At 60.3% G+C, this 20213-nt stretch carries 15 protein-coding genes and 1 tRNA gene; 15 read left to right on the top strand and 1 reads right to left on the bottom strand.

All coding sequences use genetic code 11. The features are described from left to right. Positions 1 to 6: 6 nt before the first annotated feature. The 11 genes from nuoE (at position 7) to L0U79_RS14855 (ending at position 11892) form a co-directional block, all read left to right on the top strand. Positions 7 to 534 carry an NADH-quinone oxidoreductase subunit NuoE gene (nuoE, locus tag L0U79_RS14905; RefSeq protein ID WP_233843039.1) on the top strand — a complete coding sequence of 176 codons (528 nt, stop codon included), beginning with the start codon at positions 7 to 9 and terminating at the stop codon, positions 532 to 534. A gap of 11 nt (positions 535 to 545) precedes the next feature. Next, on the top strand, positions 546 to 1868 hold the full coding sequence (gene nuoF / locus L0U79_RS14900) for an NADH-quinone oxidoreductase subunit NuoF (protein WP_233843038.1): 1323 nt from the start codon (positions 546 to 548) through the stop codon (positions 1866 to 1868). After that, positions 1865 to 4192 (top strand): NADH-quinone oxidoreductase subunit NuoG, encoded by a 2328-nt coding sequence (nuoG, locus tag L0U79_RS14895; RefSeq protein ID WP_233843037.1) that lies wholly within the window; start codon positions 1865 to 1867, stop codon positions 4190 to 4192. The genes nuoF and nuoG overlap by 4 nt, the downstream gene beginning before the upstream one ends. A gap of 3 nt (positions 4193 to 4195) precedes the next feature. Next, complete coding sequence (nuoH, locus tag L0U79_RS14890; protein ID WP_233843036.1) at positions 4196 to 5218, top strand: NADH-quinone oxidoreductase subunit NuoH; 1023 nt, start codon at positions 4196 to 4198, stop codon at positions 5216 to 5218. A gap of 8 nt (positions 5219 to 5226) precedes the next feature. Beyond that, positions 5227 to 5718: an NADH-quinone oxidoreductase subunit NuoI gene (nuoI, locus tag L0U79_RS14885; RefSeq protein WP_233843035.1), complete on the top strand. Its 492-nt coding sequence runs from the start codon at positions 5227 to 5229 to the stop codon at positions 5716 to 5718. Between the two features lie 11 nt (positions 5719 to 5729). Then, positions 5730 to 6383: an NADH-quinone oxidoreductase subunit J gene (locus L0U79_RS14880; RefSeq protein WP_233843034.1), complete on the top strand. Its 654-nt coding sequence runs from the start codon at positions 5730 to 5732 to the stop codon at positions 6381 to 6383. Beyond that, complete coding sequence (gene nuoK, locus L0U79_RS14875) at positions 6380 to 6685, top strand: NADH-quinone oxidoreductase subunit NuoK (RefSeq protein ID WP_115476769.1); 306 nt, start codon at positions 6380 to 6382, stop codon at positions 6683 to 6685. The genes L0U79_RS14880 and nuoK overlap by 4 nt, the downstream gene beginning before the upstream one ends. A 5-nt stretch (positions 6686 to 6690) precedes the next feature. Then, the gene (gene nuoL, locus L0U79_RS14870) at positions 6691 to 8754 is read left to right on the top strand and encodes an NADH-quinone oxidoreductase subunit L (protein ID WP_233843033.1); all 2064 of its coding nucleotides are present in this window, start codon (positions 6691 to 6693) and stop codon (positions 8752 to 8754) included. A gap of 14 nt (positions 8755 to 8768) precedes the next feature. Further along, on the top strand, positions 8769 to 10277 hold the full coding sequence (locus L0U79_RS14865) for an NADH-quinone oxidoreductase subunit M (RefSeq protein WP_233843032.1): 1509 nt from the start codon (positions 8769 to 8771) through the stop codon (positions 10275 to 10277). A 12-nt stretch (positions 10278 to 10289) separates the two neighbouring features. After that, positions 10290 to 11726 (top strand): NADH-quinone oxidoreductase subunit NuoN, encoded by a 1437-nt coding sequence (gene nuoN, locus L0U79_RS14860; protein WP_233843031.1) that lies wholly within the window; start codon positions 10290 to 10292, stop codon positions 11724 to 11726. A gap of 89 nt (positions 11727 to 11815) precedes the next feature. Next, positions 11816 to 11892: transfer RNA gene (locus tag L0U79_RS14855), tRNA-Met, on the top strand. 83 nt (positions 11893 to 11975) lie between these two features. Here the strand turns inward: L0U79_RS14855 and L0U79_RS14850 are convergent. Continuing rightward, on the bottom strand, positions 11976 to 14120 hold the full coding sequence (locus L0U79_RS14850) for a TonB-dependent receptor (RefSeq protein WP_255682807.1): 2145 nt from the start codon (positions 14118 to 14120) through the stop codon (positions 11976 to 11978). 495 nt (positions 14121 to 14615) lie between these two features. On the opposite strand from L0U79_RS14850, the gene rimP reads away from it, so the two are divergent. The 4 genes from rimP to rbfA all read left to right on the top strand — a co-directional run bounded on the left by rimP (position 14616) and on the right by rbfA (position 20188). Further along, positions 14616 to 15137, top strand: coding sequence for a ribosome maturation factor RimP (rimP, locus tag L0U79_RS14845; protein ID WP_233843029.1), 522 nt, complete (start codon positions 14616 to 14618; stop codon positions 15135 to 15137). Between the two features lie 48 nt (positions 15138 to 15185). Beyond that, the gene (gene nusA, locus L0U79_RS14840; protein WP_233843028.1) at positions 15186 to 16691 is read left to right on the top strand and encodes a transcription termination factor NusA; all 1506 of its coding nucleotides are present in this window, start codon (positions 15186 to 15188) and stop codon (positions 16689 to 16691) included. Between the two features lie 144 nt (positions 16692 to 16835). Further along, the gene (gene infB, locus L0U79_RS14835) at positions 16836 to 19640 is read left to right on the top strand and encodes a translation initiation factor IF-2 (protein ID WP_233843027.1); all 2805 of its coding nucleotides are present in this window, start codon (positions 16836 to 16838) and stop codon (positions 19638 to 19640) included. Positions 19641 to 19810: 170 nt separating this feature from the next. Beyond that, positions 19811 to 20188, top strand: coding sequence for a 30S ribosome-binding factor RbfA (gene rbfA / locus L0U79_RS14830; protein WP_233843026.1), 378 nt, complete (start codon positions 19811 to 19813; stop codon positions 20186 to 20188). The last annotated feature ends 25 nt before the right edge of the window (positions 20189 to 20213 follow it).

Raw genomic sequence — 20213 nt, 5'->3', positions numbered from 1 at the left:
GAACACATGAAAGCCACCGGAAATTACGAGCAGGTCAAGCACATCGATCCGCTCGTCGTGCTTACCGAGCATACGCGTCATCACATCGATCATTGGTTGGGCAAGTTTCCGCCGGATCGCAAGCGCTCGGCGCTGATCCAGGCATTGTTCGCCGCGCAAGAGCAGAACGATGGCTTCCTGACGGACGAGCTGATCACGGCCGTCGCCAAATACATCGACCTTCCGGCGGTGTGGGCGTACGAAGTGGCCAGCTTCTATTCGATGCTGGAAACCAAGCCGGTCGGGCGCAACAACGTTGCGATCTGCACCAACATCTCGTGCTGGCTCAACGGCGCTGAAGACATCGTGCGTCATTGCGAAAAGAAACTCGGCATCAAGCTTGGCGAGAGCACGGCGGACGGTCGCGTGTATCTCAAGCAGGAAGAAGAATGCATCGCTGCGTGCGTGTACGCGCCGGCGATGACGGTCAATGGTCACTACCACGAGCGTCTCACGATCGAAAAGGTCGACGAGATTCTCGACGGTTTGAAGTGAGAGGGCAGGGCATGTCAGTCGGACCCGCACCCCAGGAACATCAGGTCGTCTACACCACGCTGCATTTGGATAAGCCGTGGGCGATGGACAGCTACGAGCAGATGGACGGTTATAAGGCGTGGAAAAAAATCCTCGCCGAAAAACCCGATCCCGCATCGATCGTCGATATCGTCAAGAACAGCAACTTGCGCGGCCGCGGCGGTGCAGGCTTTCCCACGGGTTTGAAGTGGTCCTTCATGCCCAAGGGCGCCATGCAGAAGTACATTCTCTGCAACTCCGACGAATCGGAACCGGGCACCGCGAAAGATCGCGACATTCTGCGCTTCAATCCGCATTCGGTGATCGAAGGCTTGGCCATTGCGTGCTACGCCACCGGTTCCACCGTGGCGTACAACTATCTGCGCGGCGAATTCCATCATGAACCTTTCGAGCATTTCGAAGAGGCGCTGAAGGAAGCGTACGCCGCCGGCCTGCTCGGCAAGAACATCCAGGGCACCGGCATCGACGTCGATATCTATGGCGCGCTCGGCGCCGGCGCGTACATCTGCGGCGAAGAAACCGCTCTGATGGAATCGCTGGAAGGCAAGAAAGGCCAGCCGCGCTTCAAGCCGCCGTTCCCGGCAAACTTCGGTTTGTACGGCAAACCCACCACGATCAACAACACCGAAACGTATGCGTCGGTGCCGGCGATCCTGCGCAACGGCGCCGACTGGTTCCTCAATCTCGGCAAGCCGAACAATGGCGGTCCGAAGATCTTCTCAGTCTCCGGTCACGTCAACAATCCGGGCAACTTCGAAATCCGTCTCGGCACATCCTTCAAGGATCTGCTTGAAATGGCCGGGGGCGTGCGCAACGGCAACAAGCTCAAGGCCGTGATTCCCGGCGGTTCGTCGATGAAGGTGCTGCCTGCCGACGTGATGATGGAATGCACGATGGACTACGACAGCCTGCAAAAGGCAGGTTCGGGTCTGGGTTCGGGCGCCGTGATCGTGATGGACGACACCACCTGCATGGTGAAGGCCTGCCATCGCATCTCGCGTTTCTATTTCAAAGAATCCTGCGGTCAGTGCACGCCGTGCCGCGAAGGTACCGGTTGGATGTACCGCGTGCTGACGCGCATCGTGGAAGGCAAGGGCACGCAGGACGACCTGCATCGCTTGAAAGCCGTCGCGGGACAGATCGAAGGCCACACCATCTGCGCGTTCGGCGAAGCCGCCGCGTGGCCGGTGCAAGGTTTCCTCGCCCGTTTCTGGGATGAATTCGAATATTACGTGCAGCATGGTCGGTCGATGGCCGAAGACAAGCTCGCCGAAAAACGTGGAGTTGCTGCATGAGTGCGCAGCCAGCCAATACCGCGCCGGATCTCGTCAACATCGAAATCGATGGCAAGCCGACGCAGATCCGCAAAGGCGCGATGATCATCGAAGCGGCCGACAACATCGGCATCGCTATCCCGCGCTTCTGCTATCACCGCAAACTTCCCATCGCCGCCAACTGCCGCATGTGCTTGGTCGATGTGGAAATGGGCGGCCGCCCGATGCCCAAGCCGCAGCCGGCGTGCGCCACGCCCGTGGCCGATGGCATGAAGGTCACCACGCGCACCGAGAAAGCGCTGAAATTCCAGCGCGACGTGATGGAATTCCTGCTGATTAACCATCCGCTCGACTGCCCGATCTGCGATCAGGGCGGCGAGTGCGAACTGCAGGACGTGGCGCTGGGTTACGGCCGCAGCGTGTCGCGCTACACCGAGCGCAAGCGCACCATCGCCGACGAAAATCTCGGCTCGCTGGTCGCCACCGAAATGACGCGCTGCATTCAGTGCACGCGCTGCGTGCGCTTCACCAGCGAAATCGCCGGTACGTATGAACTCGGCGGCATGAGCCGCGGCGAAAATCTGCAGATCGGCACGTACATCGGCAAGACGCTGGAGACGGAACTGTCGGGCAACATTATCGACGTGTGTCCGGTCGGCGCGCTGACCAACAAGCCGTTCCAGTTCAAAGCGCGTGCCTGGGAACTGATCGCCAAGCCGTCGATCGGTTATCACGATGCGCTGGGCTCCAACGTGTGGCTGCACACGCGCCGTGGCGAAGTGCTGCGCACGGTGCCGCGCGATAACGAATCGATCAACGAATGCTGGTTGTCCGATCGCGACCGTTATAGCTACGAAGGTTTGTACGCGGCCGATCGCGTGCGCACGCCGGAAGTGAAGCGCAACGGTCGTTGGCAGGGCACCACGTGGGACGACGCGCTCGCGGTGGCGGCTGAAGCATTGAAGGACGTATCGGGCAACGACCTGGGCGTGCTCGTGCATCCGTCGACGACGAACGAAGAAGGCGACTTGCTGGTTCGCCTGGCACGCGGCCTCGGCAGCGCGCATATCGATCATCGTCTGCGTCAGCTCGATTTCGCCGACGATGCCGTCGCGAAGCCGTTCGGCATGCCGGTCGCGGAAGTCGATAAGGTCAAGGCGGCGCTGTTGGTGGGTTCCAATCTGCGCTATGAAATGCCGTTGCTCAATCACCGCATCCATCAGGCGGTGAAGAAGGGCGCGAAGGTATACGCCGTGAATCCGGCGGAATTCCATTTCAACTACAAGCTCGCCGGCGAAGCCATCGCCGCGCCGCAAGCGCTGGTCGATGCGTTGCTGTCGGTCGCCAAGGCGGCGGTTGCCGGTGGCGCGACGGCGCCTGCGCATCTGGCCGATGCGATCAACGGTGCATCGAGCAATCAAGAAGACAGTAACGCGATTGCGGCGTTGAAGTCGGGGCAGGCCGTGGTGATTCTCGGCGAAGCCGCGATCACGCATCCGCAGGCTTCGTGGCTGCGCGCCGTCGCTGGCTTTATCGCGGAGGCCACGGGCGCCGCTTACAACGAACTGCCCGCTGGCGCCAATGCGGTTGGCTTGACCAAGGTCGGCGTGCTGCCGGGTAACGGCGGTCTCAATGCGCAAGCTATGCTGACGCAGCCGCGCAAGGCGTATGTTCTGTATGGCTTGGAATTGCCGCACGACTTCGCCGACGGTTCGGCGGTAACCAATGCATTGCACGGCACGCAGCACATCGTCGCTTTCGCCGCGTTCGCAACGCCGGAATTGCGTGACGTCGCCGATGTGATTCTCCCAATCGGTCTGCTGCCGGAAATCGAAGGCACGCTGGTGAATGTCGATGGCGTGTCGCAGCGCGTGGAAGCGGGTGCGAAAGCGCCGGGTCACGACGTGCGCGCCGGCTGGAAGGTGCTGCGCGCACTCGGCGGCCAAATGAAGCTGCCGGGTTTCGAGTTTGACGATATCGCCGGTCTGCGTGACGGCATCGCCGAACACGGCGCCACGACCAAGCAAGGACTCGCCGAGCGCAAATCCGTGCAGGGCCTCACCCGTCTTGCCACCTGGCCGATCTATCGCAGCGATGCGGTGGTTCGCCGCGCCAACTCGTTGCAGGCGCATCCGCTCAATCGCGCTGCCGCCGTGCGCGTGAATGCAGAGGAAGCGCAGCGTCACGGTTTGGCCGAAGGCAACCAGGTCAAGGTGGCGAATGCCGTTCTGCCGCTGGTGATCGATGCGACGGTGCCCGACGGCGCCGTGTGGATCGAAGCCACGCACGACTCGACCGCGACGCTGCCGCCGTATGGCGCGGCCATCACCTTGAGCAAGGCGTAATCCATGGCCGACCAACTTCTCCATCAGCTGCTTATTCCGATACTGCTGGTTCTGGCGGTCGTGCTGCCGCTCACCATTACGGTAGCCCTGTACGTGTACTGGGAACGCAAGGTGCTGGGCTGGATGCACGTGCGCATGGGACCCAACCAGGTGGGTCCGCTGGGTTTGCTGCAGGCCTTCGCCGACGTGGTGAAGCTGATCTGCAAAGAAGTGGTGCTACCCACCAGTGCCAACCGGTTCCTGTATTACACGGCGCCGCTGCTGGCGTTGATTCCGGCGTTGGCCGCATGGGCGGTGATCCCGTTCGGCGCGAAGTTTGCGCTGTCGAACGCGAACGCGGGTCTGCTTTATCTGCTCGCGATGACCTCGCTGGGCGTGTACGGCATCATCCTCGCCGGTTGGGCGTCTAACTCACGCTATGCGTTGCTTGGCGCGATGCGTTCGGCCGCGCAGGTGATCTCGTACGAACTGGCGATGGGCCTGTGCCTGGTGTGCGTGCTGGTGTTGGCGGGTAGCCTCAACCTCACCGATATCGTGATGGCGCAGAACGGCAGCATCGCGCACTGGTTTATGTGGCCGCTGTTCCCGGTGTTCGTGGTCTATTTCGTGTCGGGCGTGGCGGAAACCAATCGCGCGCCGTTCGACGTGGCGGAAGGCGAATCGGAAATCGTGGCCGGTTTCCACGTGGAATATTCGGGCTCCGCGTTCGCGCTGTTCTTCTTGGCCGAATACGCCAACATGATCCTGGTCGCGTTCCTCGCTTCGATCCTGTTTATGGGCGGCTGGTTGAGCCCGCTCCCGGAAAGCGTGCCGGTGCTTGGGCATTCCAGTTTCCTCTGGCTGCTGGCGAAGGCTTTCTTCTTCGCGTTCCTGTTCCTGTGGTTCCGTGCAACGTTCCCGCGCTATCGCTATGACCAGATCATGCGCCTGGGCTGGAAGGTCTTCATTCCCATCGCCATCGTGTGGGTGTTCGTCGCCGGCTGCATGAAGTACTACGGCTGGGTTCACATCGGCACGGGGGGCTAAAGAAAGCCATGTCTCGCATTACCAACTATTTCAAAAGCCTGCTGCTGATCGAATTGCTCAAAGGTATGGCGCTGACCTGGAAGTACATGTTCAGCCCCAAGTACACCATGCGCTATCCGATGGAGCACATCCCCAAGTCGAACCGCTTTCGTGGTCTGCATGCGTTGCGTCGCTACGCCAATGGCGAAGAGCGTTGCATCGCGTGCAAGCTGTGCGAAGCGGTGTGCCCGGCGCTTGCGATTACGATCGATTCGGCGCCGCGTCCGAGCGACGGTCAACGTCGCACCACGCGTTACGACATCGACTTGTTCAAGTGCATCTTCTGCGGTTTCTGCGAAGAGAGCTGCCCGGTGGACTCGATCGTCGAAACGCACGTGCACGAATATCACTTTGAGCATCGCGGCGAGAACGTGGTGACCAAGCCGCAATTGCTGGCCATTGGCGACCGCTTCGAGGCGGAAATCGCGGCGGCCCGCGCCCAAGACGCGGCCTACCGCTGAGGACACTATCGATGATCGATCCGTCTGTGTTCCAACTCGTCTGCTTCTACGCGTTCTCCATCGTTACGGTGATCGCGGCGCTGTCGGTGGTGACCTTGCGCAACTCGGTGCATGCCGTGTTGGCTCTCGTGCTCACCTTCTTCAGCACCGCGTGCATCTGGATGCTCGCGGAAGCCGAATTCCTCGCCATTGCGCTGATCGTGGTTTACGTCGGCGCGGTGATGGTGCTGTTCCTGTTCGTGGTGATGATGCTCGACATCGATCAGGAAAAGCTGCGCGAGGGCTTCGTCAAGTTTCTGCCCGTCGGTTTGATCGTGGCGGTGGTGATGCTGGTGGAAATGCTCGGCCTGATCGGCGTGCGCGTGATGCATGCGCAGACGATGGGCGATAACCCGGCGACGGTCGCGGGTATGTCCAATACCGCATGGCTCGGTATGGCGCTCTATACGCAGTACCTGCTGCCGTTCGAAATCGCCGCGCTGATTCTTACCGTGGGCGTGATCGCCGCCGTCGCTCTGACGCTGCGTCAGCGCACCGGTGCGCGTCATCAGCAGGCCAGCGAACAGGTGGCCGTCAAGGCGAGCGATCGCGTGCGCATCATCAAGATGGCGGCGGAGCGCCCGGCCGATAGCCAGCCGGCGCCGGCGCAGGAGACCAAGCCATGATTACGCTTTCGCATTACATCGTGCTTGGCGCGATTCTGTTCTGCATCTCGGTGGCCGGGTTGTTCATCAACCGCAAGAACGTCATCGTGCTGCTGATGGCCATCGAGTTGATGCTGCTCGCGGTCAATATCAATTTCGTCGCCTTCTCGCGTTTCAATCACGATGTCGCGGGTCAGGTCTTCGTCTTCTTCATTCTCACTGTGGCTGCCGCGGAATCCGCGATCGGCCTGGCGATTCTGGTGTTGCTGTTCCGTAACCGCAGCACGGTCAACGTCGCCGAAATCGACAGCATGAAGGGCTGAGCATCATGGAACTTTCCTCCTCCATTCTGTTGACCATCGCGCTGGCGCCGCTCGTCGGCTGTCTGTTCGCCGGGTTTCTCGGCAAGCAGATCGGTCGCGTCGGGGCGCACAGCATCACGATTCTCGGTCTGCTGATTTCTTGCGGATTGTCGTTCTACGTGCTCTACCAGATCACGATGGGCGGCGCGCCGGTCTACAACCACAACATCTACACGTGGTTCGAGATCGGCAAATACACCGCGACCGTCGGTTTCCTCATTGATCGCCTGACCGCGATGATGATGGTGGTGGTGACTTTCGTGTCGTTGCTGGTGCACGTGTACACCATCGGCTATATGGCCGACGACGACGGCTATCAGCGCTTCTTCAGCTATATCTCGCTGTTCACCTTCTCGATGTTGATGCTCGTGATGAGCAACAACTTCCTGCAGCTGTTCTTCGGCTGGGAAGCGGTGGGCTTGGTGTCGTACCTGCTGATCGGTTTCTGGTTCAAGCGTCCGACGGCGATTTTCGCGAACCTCAAGGCGTTCCTGGTCAACCGCGTGGGCGACTTCGGCTTCCTGCTCGGCATCGCCGCGATTCTCTACTTCCTCGGCACGTTGGATTACGCCACTGCGTTTGCGGCCGCTCCGACGCTGGTCGGCAAGACGCTCGCGATTACCCAGAACACGCAGTGGGATGCGGCCACGGTGATCTGCATTCTGTTGTTTATCGGCGCCATGGGTAAGTCGGCGCAGGTGCCGCTGCATGTGTGGCTGCCCGACTCGATGGAAGGCCCGACCCCTATCTCCGCGCTGATCCATGCCGCAACGATGGTGACCGCCGGCATCTTCATGGTCGCGCGCATGTCGCCGTTCTATGAGCTGTCGGATACGGCGTTGAGCTTCGTGATGGTGATCGGCGCCACCGGCGCATTGTTCACCGGCCTGATCGGTATCGTGCAGAACGACATCAAGCGCGTGGTGGCCTATTCGACGCTGTCGCAGCTGGGTTATATGACGGTCGCACTCGGCGTGTCGGCCTATGCCGGCGCGGTGTATCACTTGATGACGCACGCGTTCTTCAAGGCGCTACTGTTCCTGGGCGCAGGTTCGGTGATCATCGCCATGCACCATGAGCAGGACATGCGCTACATGGGCGGCCTGCGCAAGTACATGCCGATCACCTGGATCACTATGTGGATCGGCGCGCTGGCGCTGTGCGGCGTGCCGTTCTTTTCGGGTTTTTACTCGAAGGACGCCATCATTGAAGCCGTACACGAGTCGCATCGCTGGGGTTCGGGCTATGCGTACTTTTGCGTGCTGATTGGTGCATTCGTAACGGCGACGTATACGTTCCGCCAGATGTATATGACCTTCCATGGCAAAGAGCGCTTCAAGGTCGTCGAGCATCATGGTCACGACCATCATGGTCACGACCATCACGATGCGCACGGTCACGACGATCATCACGACGACCACGATCACCACGAGTCCGGCGTACTTCATCATCCGCCGAAGGAGTCGCCGTGGGTTGTGACGTTGCCGCTGATCTTGCTGGCTATTCCGTCACTGTTCGTGGGTTGGTTTACCGTAAAGCCGATGCTGTATGGCGATTGGTTCGGCGGTGCGATTCATGTGAATCAGGCCAACAACGTGCTGGAAGAGATTGGCAAAGACTTCCATTCGTGGTGGCAGGCGGGTCTTGAAGGTTTTGCTCAACCGCCGTTCTGGTTGGTGCTGGCTGCTTTCGCACTCACTACCTACATCTATCTCTTTAACCTTCGGCTTGCCGACAAGATCAAGAGCGCCCTCAAGCCGTTCTGGACGATCCTCGATCGCAAGTACTTTGTGGACGACATCTACTTCGCGATCTTTGCCCGTGGCGGCGTCGCGTTGGGTCGCATGTTCTGGAAGGGTGGCGACGCCGCCGTGATCGACGGCGTGCTGATCGACGGTTCGGCCAGCACGATCCAGCGCATTGCGTCGGGCGTGCGCCGCCTGCAATCCGGTTATCTGTATCACTACGCGTTTGCGATGATCCTCGGTCTGATCCTGCTCTTGGGCGGGTACATGTTGGTCGGGCAATAAGGGAAGCGAGCTCCATGTTTAATCATCTGCTCAGCCTGCTGATCTGGCTGCCCATCGCAGGCGCGGTGCCTGTTCTGCTGGCCGGATCCGGTCGTCCCAACACGGCCCGCTGGCTCGCGTTGTTGATGGCCATCCTCACCTTCGCCATCAGCCTGTTCCTCATTCCGCAATACAACGCGGATGTGTCCGGCATGCAGCTGGTCGAAAGCCACATGTGGATCGAGGCGCTCAACGTTCATTACAGCCTCGGCGTCGACGGCATTTCCGTCGCGCTGATTCTGTTGACGACGTTCGTCGGCATCCTGGTCATCATCGGCGCCTGGGATGTCATCCAGGACAAGCCGCATCAGTACATGGCCGCCATGCTGGTGCTTGAAGGCCTGATGATCGGTGTGTTCTGCGCCACCGACGCCTTGCTGTTCTACGTGTTCTTCGAAGCGATGCTGATCCCGATGTTTATCCTCATCGGTATCTGGGGTGGTCCGCGTCGCGTGTACGCCACCTTGAAGTTCTTTATTTATACGTTCCTCGGCTCGATCTTCATGCTGATCGGCCTGATCTATCTGTATCTCAAGGCTGGCACGTTCGATCTGCACACGCTGGCGACGCTGCCGCTGACGATGAAGGAGCAGAGCTGGCTGTTCTTCGCCTTCCTGATCGCCTTTGCCGTAAAGGTGCCGATGGTGCCGGTGCATACATGGTTGCCGGATGCGCACGTGGAAGCGCCGACCGGTGGTTCGGTGGTGCTGGCGGCGGTGATGCTGAAGATTGGCGGATACGGTTTCCTGCGTTTCAGTCTGCCGATCGTGCCGGATGCGTCGATGCACTTCGCGTGGCTCGTGATTCTGCTTAGCCTGATCGCGGTGGTCTATATCGGCTACGTCGCGCTGGTGCAGGAAGACATGAAGAAGCTGGTGGCGTATTCGTCTGTTGCGCACATGGGCTTCGTGACGCTGGGCATCTTTATCGCCTTTATGCTGGTGCGTGAGCAGGGCAATACCGACGCCGCACGCCTGGGCATGCAGGGCGCCATGGTGCAGATGATTTCCCACGGCTTCGTCTCGGGCGCGATGTTCTCGTGCATCGGCGTACTGTACGACCGTCTGCATACGCGCTTGATCAAGGATTACGGCGGCGTGATCAACGTCATGCCGTGGTTCGGCTTCTTCTACGTGTTGTTCGCGATGGCCAACTGCGGCCTGCCGGGCACCAGCGGTTTCGTGGGCGAGTTCATGGTGATCCTGGCCAGCTTCAGCGCCAATCCGTGGATCGCGTTGTTCGCTGCCTTCACGCTGATCATCGGCGCGGCTTATACGTTGTGGCTGGTCAAGCGCGTGTTGTGGGGCGACATCACCAATCCGCATGTGGCCGAAATGAAAGATATCAACGGACGCGAACTCATTGTGCTGGGCTCGTTTGCAGCGCTGGTTCTGGCCGTGGGTATCTGGCCGCAGCCGCTCACCCATTTAATGGACAGCTCCGTGGCGCAGCTTGTGCAAGTGCTCGCCGTTCACAAGGTCTGATCGAGAACGACCATGCCGAATATCAACGACATCCTTATCATGCTGCCGGAGTTTTTCTTGGTAACGGCGGCGTGCATTCTTTTGTTGGCCGACGCCTTCATCAAACCGTCTCAGCGCGCGTTTCTGCACTGGGCTTCGATCTGCGTGCTGATCCTGACCGGCTACTTTGTCGTGCATCAGCCTGCTGGTGCGGTCACGGCGTTCAACGGCATGTTTATCCGCGACGGCGTCGCCGAGATCATCAAGGTCTTCGCGCTGCTCTCCACCATCCTGGTGTTTATCTACGGTCGTCCGTATTTGACGGATCGTAAGCTGTTCGTGGGCGAGTTCTACACGCTTATGCTGTTTGCGGTGATCGGCGTGATGTTGCTGGTGTCCGCCGGCAACCTGGTGATGATCTACCTGGGCCTGGAACTGCTGACGCTGTCGTCGTATGCGCTGGTCGCGTTGAACCGCGATTCCAAGCTGTCGTCGGAAGCGGCCATCAAGTACTTCGTGCTGGGTGCGTTGTCCTCGGGCATGCTGCTGTATGGCATGTCGATGATTTACGGCGCGACGGGTACGTTGGATCTGGTGCAGTTGCATACGGCGGTCACGCATAGCGCCATGCCGCATCTGCTGGTGTTCGGTCTGATCTTCCTGGTGATCGGCGTTGCGTTCAAACTCGGCGCCGCACCGTTCCATATGTGGATTCCGGACGTTTACGAAGGCTCGCCCACGGCGGTGACGGCGTTTATCGGTTCGGCCTCCAAGCTGGCTGCGTTCGGCATGGCGTTCCGTCTGCTGGCGACCGGCATGGGCGATTTCTCGCAGCATTGGCAGTTGATGCTTGCGGCGCTGGCGGTGTTGTCGCTGGCCATCGGCAATGTGGTGGCGATCGTGCAGAGCAACCTCAAGCGTCTGCTCGCGTATTCGACCATCTCGCACATGGGCTATCTGCTGCTGGGTCTGGTCAATGCAGGTCCGGAAGGTTATTCCGCTGCGATGTTCTACGCAGTGAGTTATGCGCTGATGTCCACCGCAGCCTTTGGCGTGATTCTGGCGCTGAGCCGTGCGGGCTTTGAATGCGAAAACATCGACGACTTCAAGGGCCTGAATCAGCGCGCGCCGTGGATGGCGTTCCTGATGATGCTCTCGCTGTTCTCGTTGGCGGGCGTGCCGCCGCTGTTTGGTTTCTTCGCCAAGCTGTTGGTGCTGCAGGCTGCGATCCACGCCGGCATGATGTGGTTGGCGATCGTGGGCGCGGTGTTCGCCATCATCGGTCTGTACTACTACTTGCGCGTGGTCAAGGTAATGTACTTCGACAAGCCGGAACCCGGCACCGAAGTGCGTATTCAGCCTGATTTCACGCTGCGCCTTACGTTGTCGTTGAATGCGTTGGCGTTGCTCGCATTGGGCCTGTATTGGGGTCCCTTGCTTAGCTGGTGCAAGCAGGCATTCGTGGGTTGAGGAGCGCGATTTCCATTCCCGCAACGAGAAAGAAAGCGATTTAAGGCTTGCAAGAAATCTGCCATATCGCTAGAATTCTCGGACTCTGATGCGGGGTGGAGCAGTCTGGCAGCTCGTCGGGCTCATAACCCGAAGGTCGTAGGTTCGAATCCTACCCCCGCTACCACGATTCGAACGAAACGGCGTATTCCTCACGGAATACGCCGTTTTCTTTTGCGCTGAAAATGCGCGCAAGGTTCTGGTTGGGCATCAAAACACCAGACGCGCGCCGAACATGTACGTGCGATCAGGACCTGGTTCGAAATAGCGCCCATTGCTGTCGTTGACGATAACGGACCCGATGTAGCGACGATTGGCGACGTTGTCGATGCGCGCGCTGAGATCCAGCAGCGTGCGTCCGGTTATACGAAACGCGTACCCGGCATCGAGCCCGATCAAGCTATAACCGGCGGCTTGTTGTGTGGCGTTATCGTTGACGGTGACGGAGCCGATGCCGGTGAAATCGATCCCTTCGCGCCAACCGAGATCTTTGCCGTGTTGCAGACGAAGCGATCCGAAATCGTCGGGCACGCCTGGAATGCGCGTTCCCGCCGGAATTCGGATGTTCGGAATCGGGCAGGGCGTGCTGAAGCACGTGAGAAACGCGCTGCGAAAACGCGCTTGCATATGCGTGAAGCCGGCCGTTATGTGCCACTCGTCGGCCAGTGCGCCGGTAAGCGACGATTCCAATCCTTGCCGTCGCGTATCGCCAACGTTCTGATACGTCGAGCGGCCGTTTTCATTTGTGTCGATGGCGAGCTCGTTGTGCGTGTCCGAACGGAACACGTCGGTGTCCCATTCGAGCGCAGGCGTTATCTGCCACTTGAAGCCGACCTCGTAGTTTCTGCTCAAGGCCGGGCGTAGATTGAACGCAAGACCTGGAAGCCCGTCGCTGCGATAACCGAGTTCGTTATAGCTGGGCGTTTCAAATCCTTTGCCTGCGCTGACATAAACACGTGTCGTGCTGTTTGGCCTGAATTGCAGGCCAAGCACAGGCGTAGTGGCGGTGTAATTCACGCCGCCGCTGTCGTTGGGATTTTGCGGCGTGATATAGAAATCGTGTTCCGCAAATCGAACGTCGTCGTGCCGAGCGCCAAACAGCAATACCCACGCATCGGCGAAATGCCAATACCACTGTGCGTATTGATCGGCACTCGTGACATTGTCGTTTTCGTTGCGACGCAGTGCGCCGATAATGCCCAGCACGTCGCCCGCGAAATTGGTGTAACCGAGACGATGTTGGCGTTGGTAATCGCCGCTGGCGCCGAGCACGAATTCATAGCGCCCGGCGAACAACTCGCCATCGTGCGTCCATCGCGCGTCGGCGCCGCCGAATTGCGTATCGAGATCGACCACGGCGCCCGATTGCAATGGATTGCGTTGCACGGCAACCGGAATCGCCTGGAATTGCAGGATGCTGCGCTGACCGTCGTACAGCATTACGCGAACGTGGTCGTCTTCGCCGAGCGATTGCTCGTAGATCGCGCCGCCTTGATTCTGTTCGATACTTTTGCGTGTGTTGAACTGGATTGCCGCAGGATTCGCTTGTCGCGGATCGGCATCGAGTTGCGGGCGCGTCAGCCCCAATTCGTCTTGCGATATCGGTTGATAAAGCCTATTGAAAACTAGCGTGATTTTTTTGCCATCGGCCAAATCGATGCCGAACTTCGCGTTATCCGATTCGCGATGCACGCGACTGTGTTCGCGATATCCGCCGGAAAGAAATTCGGACCCGGCAACGTTGTAATCGACCGGACCTATCGTGCCGCGCGTATCGGCGCTGTAACGAAACGAATCGTTGCTGCCGGCATTTACGCCAAGCGTGGTTTGCGGCTGCGGTGTGCCGTCGGCGCTCCATACTTGCACCACGCCGCCGGCCGCATTGCCGTACAGCACGGAAAAGGGGCCACGCAGAATTTCCACACGATCCGCAGAGTCGAAGTTGAAGTGGGAGACCTGACCTTGGCCATCCGGCAGCGTGGCCGGGATGCCATCCACGTATAGGCGAATGCTGCGCACCCCGAAGGTGGCGCGAGCACCGAATCCGCGTATGGAAATCTGCTCGTCTTGGGCGTAGTTCTGCCGGTCGCGCGCCAGGATGCTGGGAACGCCGACCAGCGACTCGGACAGATTCACGCCGGGTGTTCCCGTGCTGTTCGGCGAAATCTTGACCACGCTAACTGCGGCAGGGACGTCGAATGCGGGCACGTCCAGGCGTGTCGCGTTTACTTTAAGAACGGGCAGCGCAGGCGCGACCTCGGGTTGAGAGGAGGACTGTTGCGCCTCTGCTGTCGAGCAACAGGCGAGAAGGCAGCCGATCACAGGCGCAAAACGGAAGGAAGCCGGTATCACCATGTCGCTTGTCTTCGGGTAACCCTTGTGGACGTCCTGGTTTCCGGACAGGCCCCGAGATTGCGGAACTCGCCGCCATTCAGCAAGCCGCATGCCAGGACGGCGGTCACATCCTTTCAATGGGGAGTCATGATGACGACAAATCGCGTGGCGGCGGGAAAATCGTCGAAATCCAGCGGTAAACCCCGTTTTGACGCCCTCGTTATTGCGCCAAATGGGCGTGCACCGTATACTTTTCAAACTCTGAGCGAGGGAGAGGAACGCGGCAAGGCCTTTGTGACTGGCCTCGATCGCGCCCGCGCTGCCAGATCTTTCTTGCACAAGAAAGCCTCCTCGCGAGGCTTTTTTGTTGGCCGCACGGATGCGAGCGCAAAGGTACCGGGTTCTTTCGAGCCACGGCGATTGCGAGGAAGGATTTGGACGAGTCGGGACATCGGCAAGGTAAGGGAATGGGCCGTCTGAGCCCATTTTTTGTTTCTGGCAACGGTAGACGAGAGATTGGACACACAAGCGCTTGCACGCCGCTTCACCGAGGTTCTGGCTGATCTTCAGCTGGAATGCATTGGCGTGGAATTTTCCCCGTCGCAGGGGCAAAGCACGTTGCGCGTGTATTTGGATGCCGAAGGTCGCGAGGTCAATCTCGACGATTGCGAAGCGGCGAGCCGCGAGCTTTCGGCGCTGCTCGACGTCGAAGACCCGATTCCCGGTCATTACCTGCTGGAAGTGTCTTCGCCCGGCATCGACCGGCCGTTGTTCACCGCCGAGCAGTTCGCCAAGGTGATCGGCCAAGAAGCAAAACTGTTGTTGAAAGCGCCGCTGGAAGGCCGCCGTCGTTTGCGCGGCAAAGTGGTGTCGGTGGACGGCGATCAGATCGTGCTGGAAGCCGAAGGCAAAACATTTCAATTCGGTCACGATGCCGTGGAAAGCGCACGCATCGTGCCGAACTGGGCAGCGCTGGGTTATATGCCGCAGCCCAAACCCGGCGGTCGCAAGCCGGGCAAAAAGAAAGAGTCGAATTAGGTCAATCTGTCGATGGAACGCTAGCTAGGCGTTCACGGAGTGGTTGCAATGAGCAAAGAGCTTTTGCTGGTCGTTGATGCAGTTGCCAACGAAAAAGGCGTGTCGCGCGACGTTATCTTCCAAGCCATGGAAGCTGCGTTAGCGTCGGCCGCGAAAAAGCGTTATCCGGACGAAGATCCGGATATTCGCGTTTCTATCGATCGCAACTCTGGCGATTACGAAACCTTCCGCCGCTGGGAAGTGATTGCGGACGATGGCGAGATGGAATCGCCGTTCCATCAGCTGCGCTTGATGGATGCCGAGGACGAGCGTCCCGGCGCGCAGGTTGGCGAATTCGTTGAACAGCAGATTGAAAACGCCGAATTCGGCCGCATTGCAGCGCAGGCGGCCAAGCAGGTGATCGTGCAGCGCGTGCGCGAAGCCGAACGCCAGCAGGTCGTTGATGCGTTCAACGATCGCGTGGGCGAGTTGGTCACCGGCATCGTGAAGCGCGTCGAGCGCGGCAATGTCTACCTCGATCTGGGCGGCAACGCCGAGGCGTTCATTCCGCGCGATAAGACCATTCCGCGCGAATCGCATCGCGTCGGCGACCGCGTACGCGGTTACCTGCAAGAAGTACGTTCCGAAGCGCGCGGTCCGCAGCTGTTCGTGTCGCGCGCCGCACCGGAATTCATGATCGAACTGTTCAAGCTCGAAGTGCCGGAAGTCGGCCAGGGCTTGGTGGAAATCAAGGGCTGCGCCCGCGATCCGGGCGACCGCGCCAAGATCGCCGTGGTCGCGCACGACAGCCGCACCGATCCTATCGGCGCGTGCATCGGCATGCGCGGTTCGCGCGTGCAGGCTGTGTCGAATGAGCTCAATGGCGAGCGCGTCGACATCATCCTGTGGCACGAAAATCAGGCGCAGTACGTGATCAACGCCATGGCGCCGGCCGAAGTGCAGTCCATCATCATGGACGAAGACAAGCACTCGATGGATATCGCGGTCGCGGAAGACAAGCTCTCGCAAGCCATCGGTCGCGGCGGCCAGAACGTGCGCCTCGCCAGCAAGCTCACCGGCTGGCAGCTCAACGTGATGACGCAGGATCAGGTCGCCGCCAAGAGCGAAGCCGAGCAGGAATCCGCTCGTCAGTTGTTTATGGACAAGCTGGAAGTGGACCAGGAAATCGCCAACATCCTCGTGCAGGAGGGTTTCTCCAGCGTCGAGGAAATTGCTTACGTGCCGAGCGCCGAGCTGCTGGCTATCGAAGGCTTCGACGAAGACATCGTCGAAGAACTTCGCGCCCGCGCTCGCGATTCGTTGCTCACGGAAGCACTGGCGGTCGAAGAGAACCTCGAGGAGCACCAGCCCTCGCAGGAATTGCTCGACATGGAAGGCATGGACGAATCCACCGCGTATGCGCTCGCCGAGCGTGGCGTGGTGACGATGGACGATCTGGGCGATCTGGCGATCGACGACCTGATCGACATCGAAGGCATGGACGAAGATCGTGCTGCGGCACTCATCATGGCGGCTCGTGCGCCGATGATTGCGCGGCTGGAGAAGGGCGGCTAACCGCGGGCGGCAGCGTCCCGGATGGGCGCGCCGGGAGACTGAAACGTCTCCACCAGGGATGGAAGGCAGCCGTGCAAGAACATGTTTTTAGAGAACTGCTTTTGTACGGACGATAAGCGCGGGAACGGCGGAGAAAGAATCACGATGTCGGACGTCACAATCAAACAACTCGCCCAGGTTCTGGGTATGCCAGTCGACAAGCTGCTTGGGCAGCTTGGCGAAGCGGGCATGAAATTCTCCGATCCGGAGCAAGTCATCAGCAGCACCGAAAAGGTGAAACTGCTGGGCTTCCTGCGCCGCACGCACGGCAAGGCCGATGCGACGGTGGAAACCGAGGATTCCGCGCCAAGGCAAATCACCTTGAAGCGTCGCAAGATCAGCGAGCTCAAGGTCTCCACGCCGAGCGGCCGCGGTGCTGCCAGCAGCGCCAAAACGGTGAACGTGGAAGTGCGCGCCAAGCGCACCTACGTCAAGCGCAGCGTGATCGCCGAAGAAGCAAGCACGGATTCGGAACGCGAAGAGGCTTTGCGCCGGCTGCACGAATCGCAGCAGCTGCGCGAGCACGAAGAAACCGAGCGCGTCGAAGCGGAACGTCGTCGCCAGGAAGAAGCGCAGCAACGCGCCGATGAAGAACAATCGCGTCGCGAAGCGGAAGCCGAGCGTGTGCGCGAAGAAGCGCAAGCCGCCGCCGAAGCGCAGGCTGCCAAAGAAAAAGAACAGGCTCAGCATGCTCGCGAGCAGGTCGCATCGGCGCCCGTCGCGCCGCAGACGCCTGCGCCTGAAGTCGTCGAATCGGCCGAGAAGGCTGCGTCGCCTGAAGAATCCGCGTCGGTCAAGCGTATCGATCAGCATTCACTGGGCATGATCCTGCCGCGCATTCACGAACCTCGTAAGCGCGAAAAGAAGCCCGTTGCAGCACCTGCGCCCGCACCCGCTCCGGCGCCTGCGCCGGCCGCGGCCGCTGGCGACGCGCGTGGCAAAGCAAAGCAGCACGGTTTCCGCGAGCGCGACGATGTCGCCGGCGGCAAGCGTTTTGCGGCGGGCGAATTGCATTTGTCTGAAGCCGATCGCGCGCGTCGTTCCAGCAAGCGCGGCAAGCCCGGCAAGGGCGCTGTGCGCGAAGCCGTGCGCGGCGGTGCGCCCGCTAGCGGCGGTGCGCACGGTTTCTCGCGTCCGACCGCACCGGTGGTGCGCGAAGTCGTGATCGGCGATGCGAACGTGGTTGCCGAGCTTGCGCAGAAAATGGCCGTCAAAGGCTCCGAAGTGGTCAAAGCGCTGTTCAAGATGGGCGTGATGGCCACCATCAATCAGACCATCGATCACGACACCGCAGCGCTGGTCGTGGAAGAGCTGGGTCATAAGCCGGTGGAAGCGAGCGATCAAGGTGCGGAAGCCGCACTGGCTGCGCACACGCAAAACGCCGAGCTGGATGGCGAGCGCGAGCCGCGTCCGCCGGTGGTCACCATCATGGGCCACGTCGACCACGGTAAAACGTCGCTGCTCGATTACATCCGTCGCACCAAAGTGGCGTCGGGCGAAGCGGGCGGCATCACGCAGCACATTGGCGCGTATCACGTCTCCACGCCGAAGGGCGTCATCACCTTCCTCGATACGCCAGGCCACGCCGCGTTTACCGCGATGCGTGCGCGTGGTGCGCAGTCGACGGATATCGTGGTGCTGGTGGTGGCGGCCGATGACGGTGTCATGCCGCAAACGCAGGAAGCCGTGCAACACGCTCGCGCCGCCAAGGTGCCGTTGATCGTCGCGATCAACAAAATGGACAAATCCGACGCGAACCCGGACCACGTCAAGCAGGGTCTGGGCAATCTCGAAGTGATTCCGGAAGAGTGGGGCGGCGATACGCCGTTCGTGCCGGTGTCGGCCAAGACCGGCATGGGTGTTGATGCTTTGCTCGACGCGATTTCCGTGCAGGCCGAAGTCATGGAGCTCACCGCGGTCAAGGACGGCCCCGCTTCGGGCGTGGTCATCGAATCGAGCCTCGATCGCGGTCGCGGTCCGGTGGCGACCGTGCTGGTGCAGCAGGGTACGTTGAAGCGCGGCGACTTCGTGGTGTGCGGCATCGAATACGGCCGCATGCGTGCACTGATCGACGAGACCGGCAAAACCGTGCAGGAAGCGGGTCCTTCGATTCCGGTGCAGGTGCTCGGCTTGTCCGGCGTGCCGGAAGCGGGTGACGACTTCGTGGCCGTGGCCGACGAACGCCTTGCGCGCGAAGTGGCGGCAGAGCGTCAGCTGAAGCGTCGCGAGACGCGCATGGTCAGCAAGGCTAATCGTCTCGAAGACATCATGGCGCAGATGGGCCAGGCGACCGAGCAGCAGACGCTCAATATCCTGGTCAAAGCCGACGTACAGGGTTCGGTGCAGGCCTTGCGCGATTCGCTCAGCCAGATCGGCAACGAGAACGTAAAGGTCAACGTGATCGCAGCCGGCGTCGGCGGCATCACCGAATCCGATGCGACGTTGGCGGCGGCATCGAAGGCGCTGATCATCGGCTTCAACGTGCGCGCGGATGCATCCGCACGCAAGGTCATCGATACGGCCGGTTTGGATGTTCGCTACTTCTCGATCATCTATGACGTGATCGATCAGGTGAAACAGGCGGCATCGGGTTTGCTCGGCGTGGAAGTGCGCGAAGAAATCATCGGTACCGCTCAGGTGCGCGATGTGTTCCGCAGTTCCAAGTTCGGCGCGGTCGCCGGTTGCATGGTGGTGGAAGGCATGGTCAAACGCAGCAAGCCGATTCGCGTGCTGCGCAACAACACCGTGATCTTCCAAGGCGAATTGGAATCGCTGCGCCGCTTCAAAGACCTCGTCGACGAAGTGCGCTCCGGCATGGAATGCGGTATCGCGGTGAAGCAGTACAACGATGTGAAGGTGGGCGATCAGATTGAGTGCTTCGAACGTATCGAAGTCGCTCGTACGCTGTAAGCGCATCGGGCGTCGGATAAGTAGCGAGATCGCGAAAATTCGGCGTCAAGAAAATCGGAGGCCCGGGCAAAACGCTTTGTCCGGGCTTCTTCACTTGTTTGGCGCGCGACGCTGTTGCCGCGCGCACTTCGCCCCGCGATAGCCGGGCGGTGTTTTGAAGGAGTTCCCCCATGCCATCACGTGACTTCAAGCGAACCGATCGCGTTGGCGCCGAGCTTCGTCGCGAACTCGGCACCTTGGTCCACGCCGCCGTGCGCGATCACGGCCTGCCGTCGTGCAGCGTGTCGGACGTGGAAGTTACGCGCGATCTGGATTGGGCCACCGTGTGGGTGACGGCGTTGTTGCCGGCGCAGTCGAAAGAAGCGGTGAAAGCGCTCAACGAACTGGGCGGCGAATTTCGCCGTTCGTTGTCGCGCAGCATGCGCCTGCGTCGCGTGCCGGAGCTGCGCTTCAAGTACGACGATTCGGTGGACAAGGGCGAACGCATCGAGCAGCTGTTACGCGATAACCAAGACACTCCGCCGTCGTCGGATCACGATGAAGATTGATGCGTCGCTGCGATGGGCGATAACC

It is taken from the genome of Dyella sp. 2HG41-7, from assembly GCF_021390675.1.
Taxonomy (GTDB): Bacteria; Pseudomonadota; Gammaproteobacteria; order Xanthomonadales; family Rhodanobacteraceae; genus Dyella_B.
This window is presented reverse-complemented; position numbering and strand designations above follow the sequence as displayed.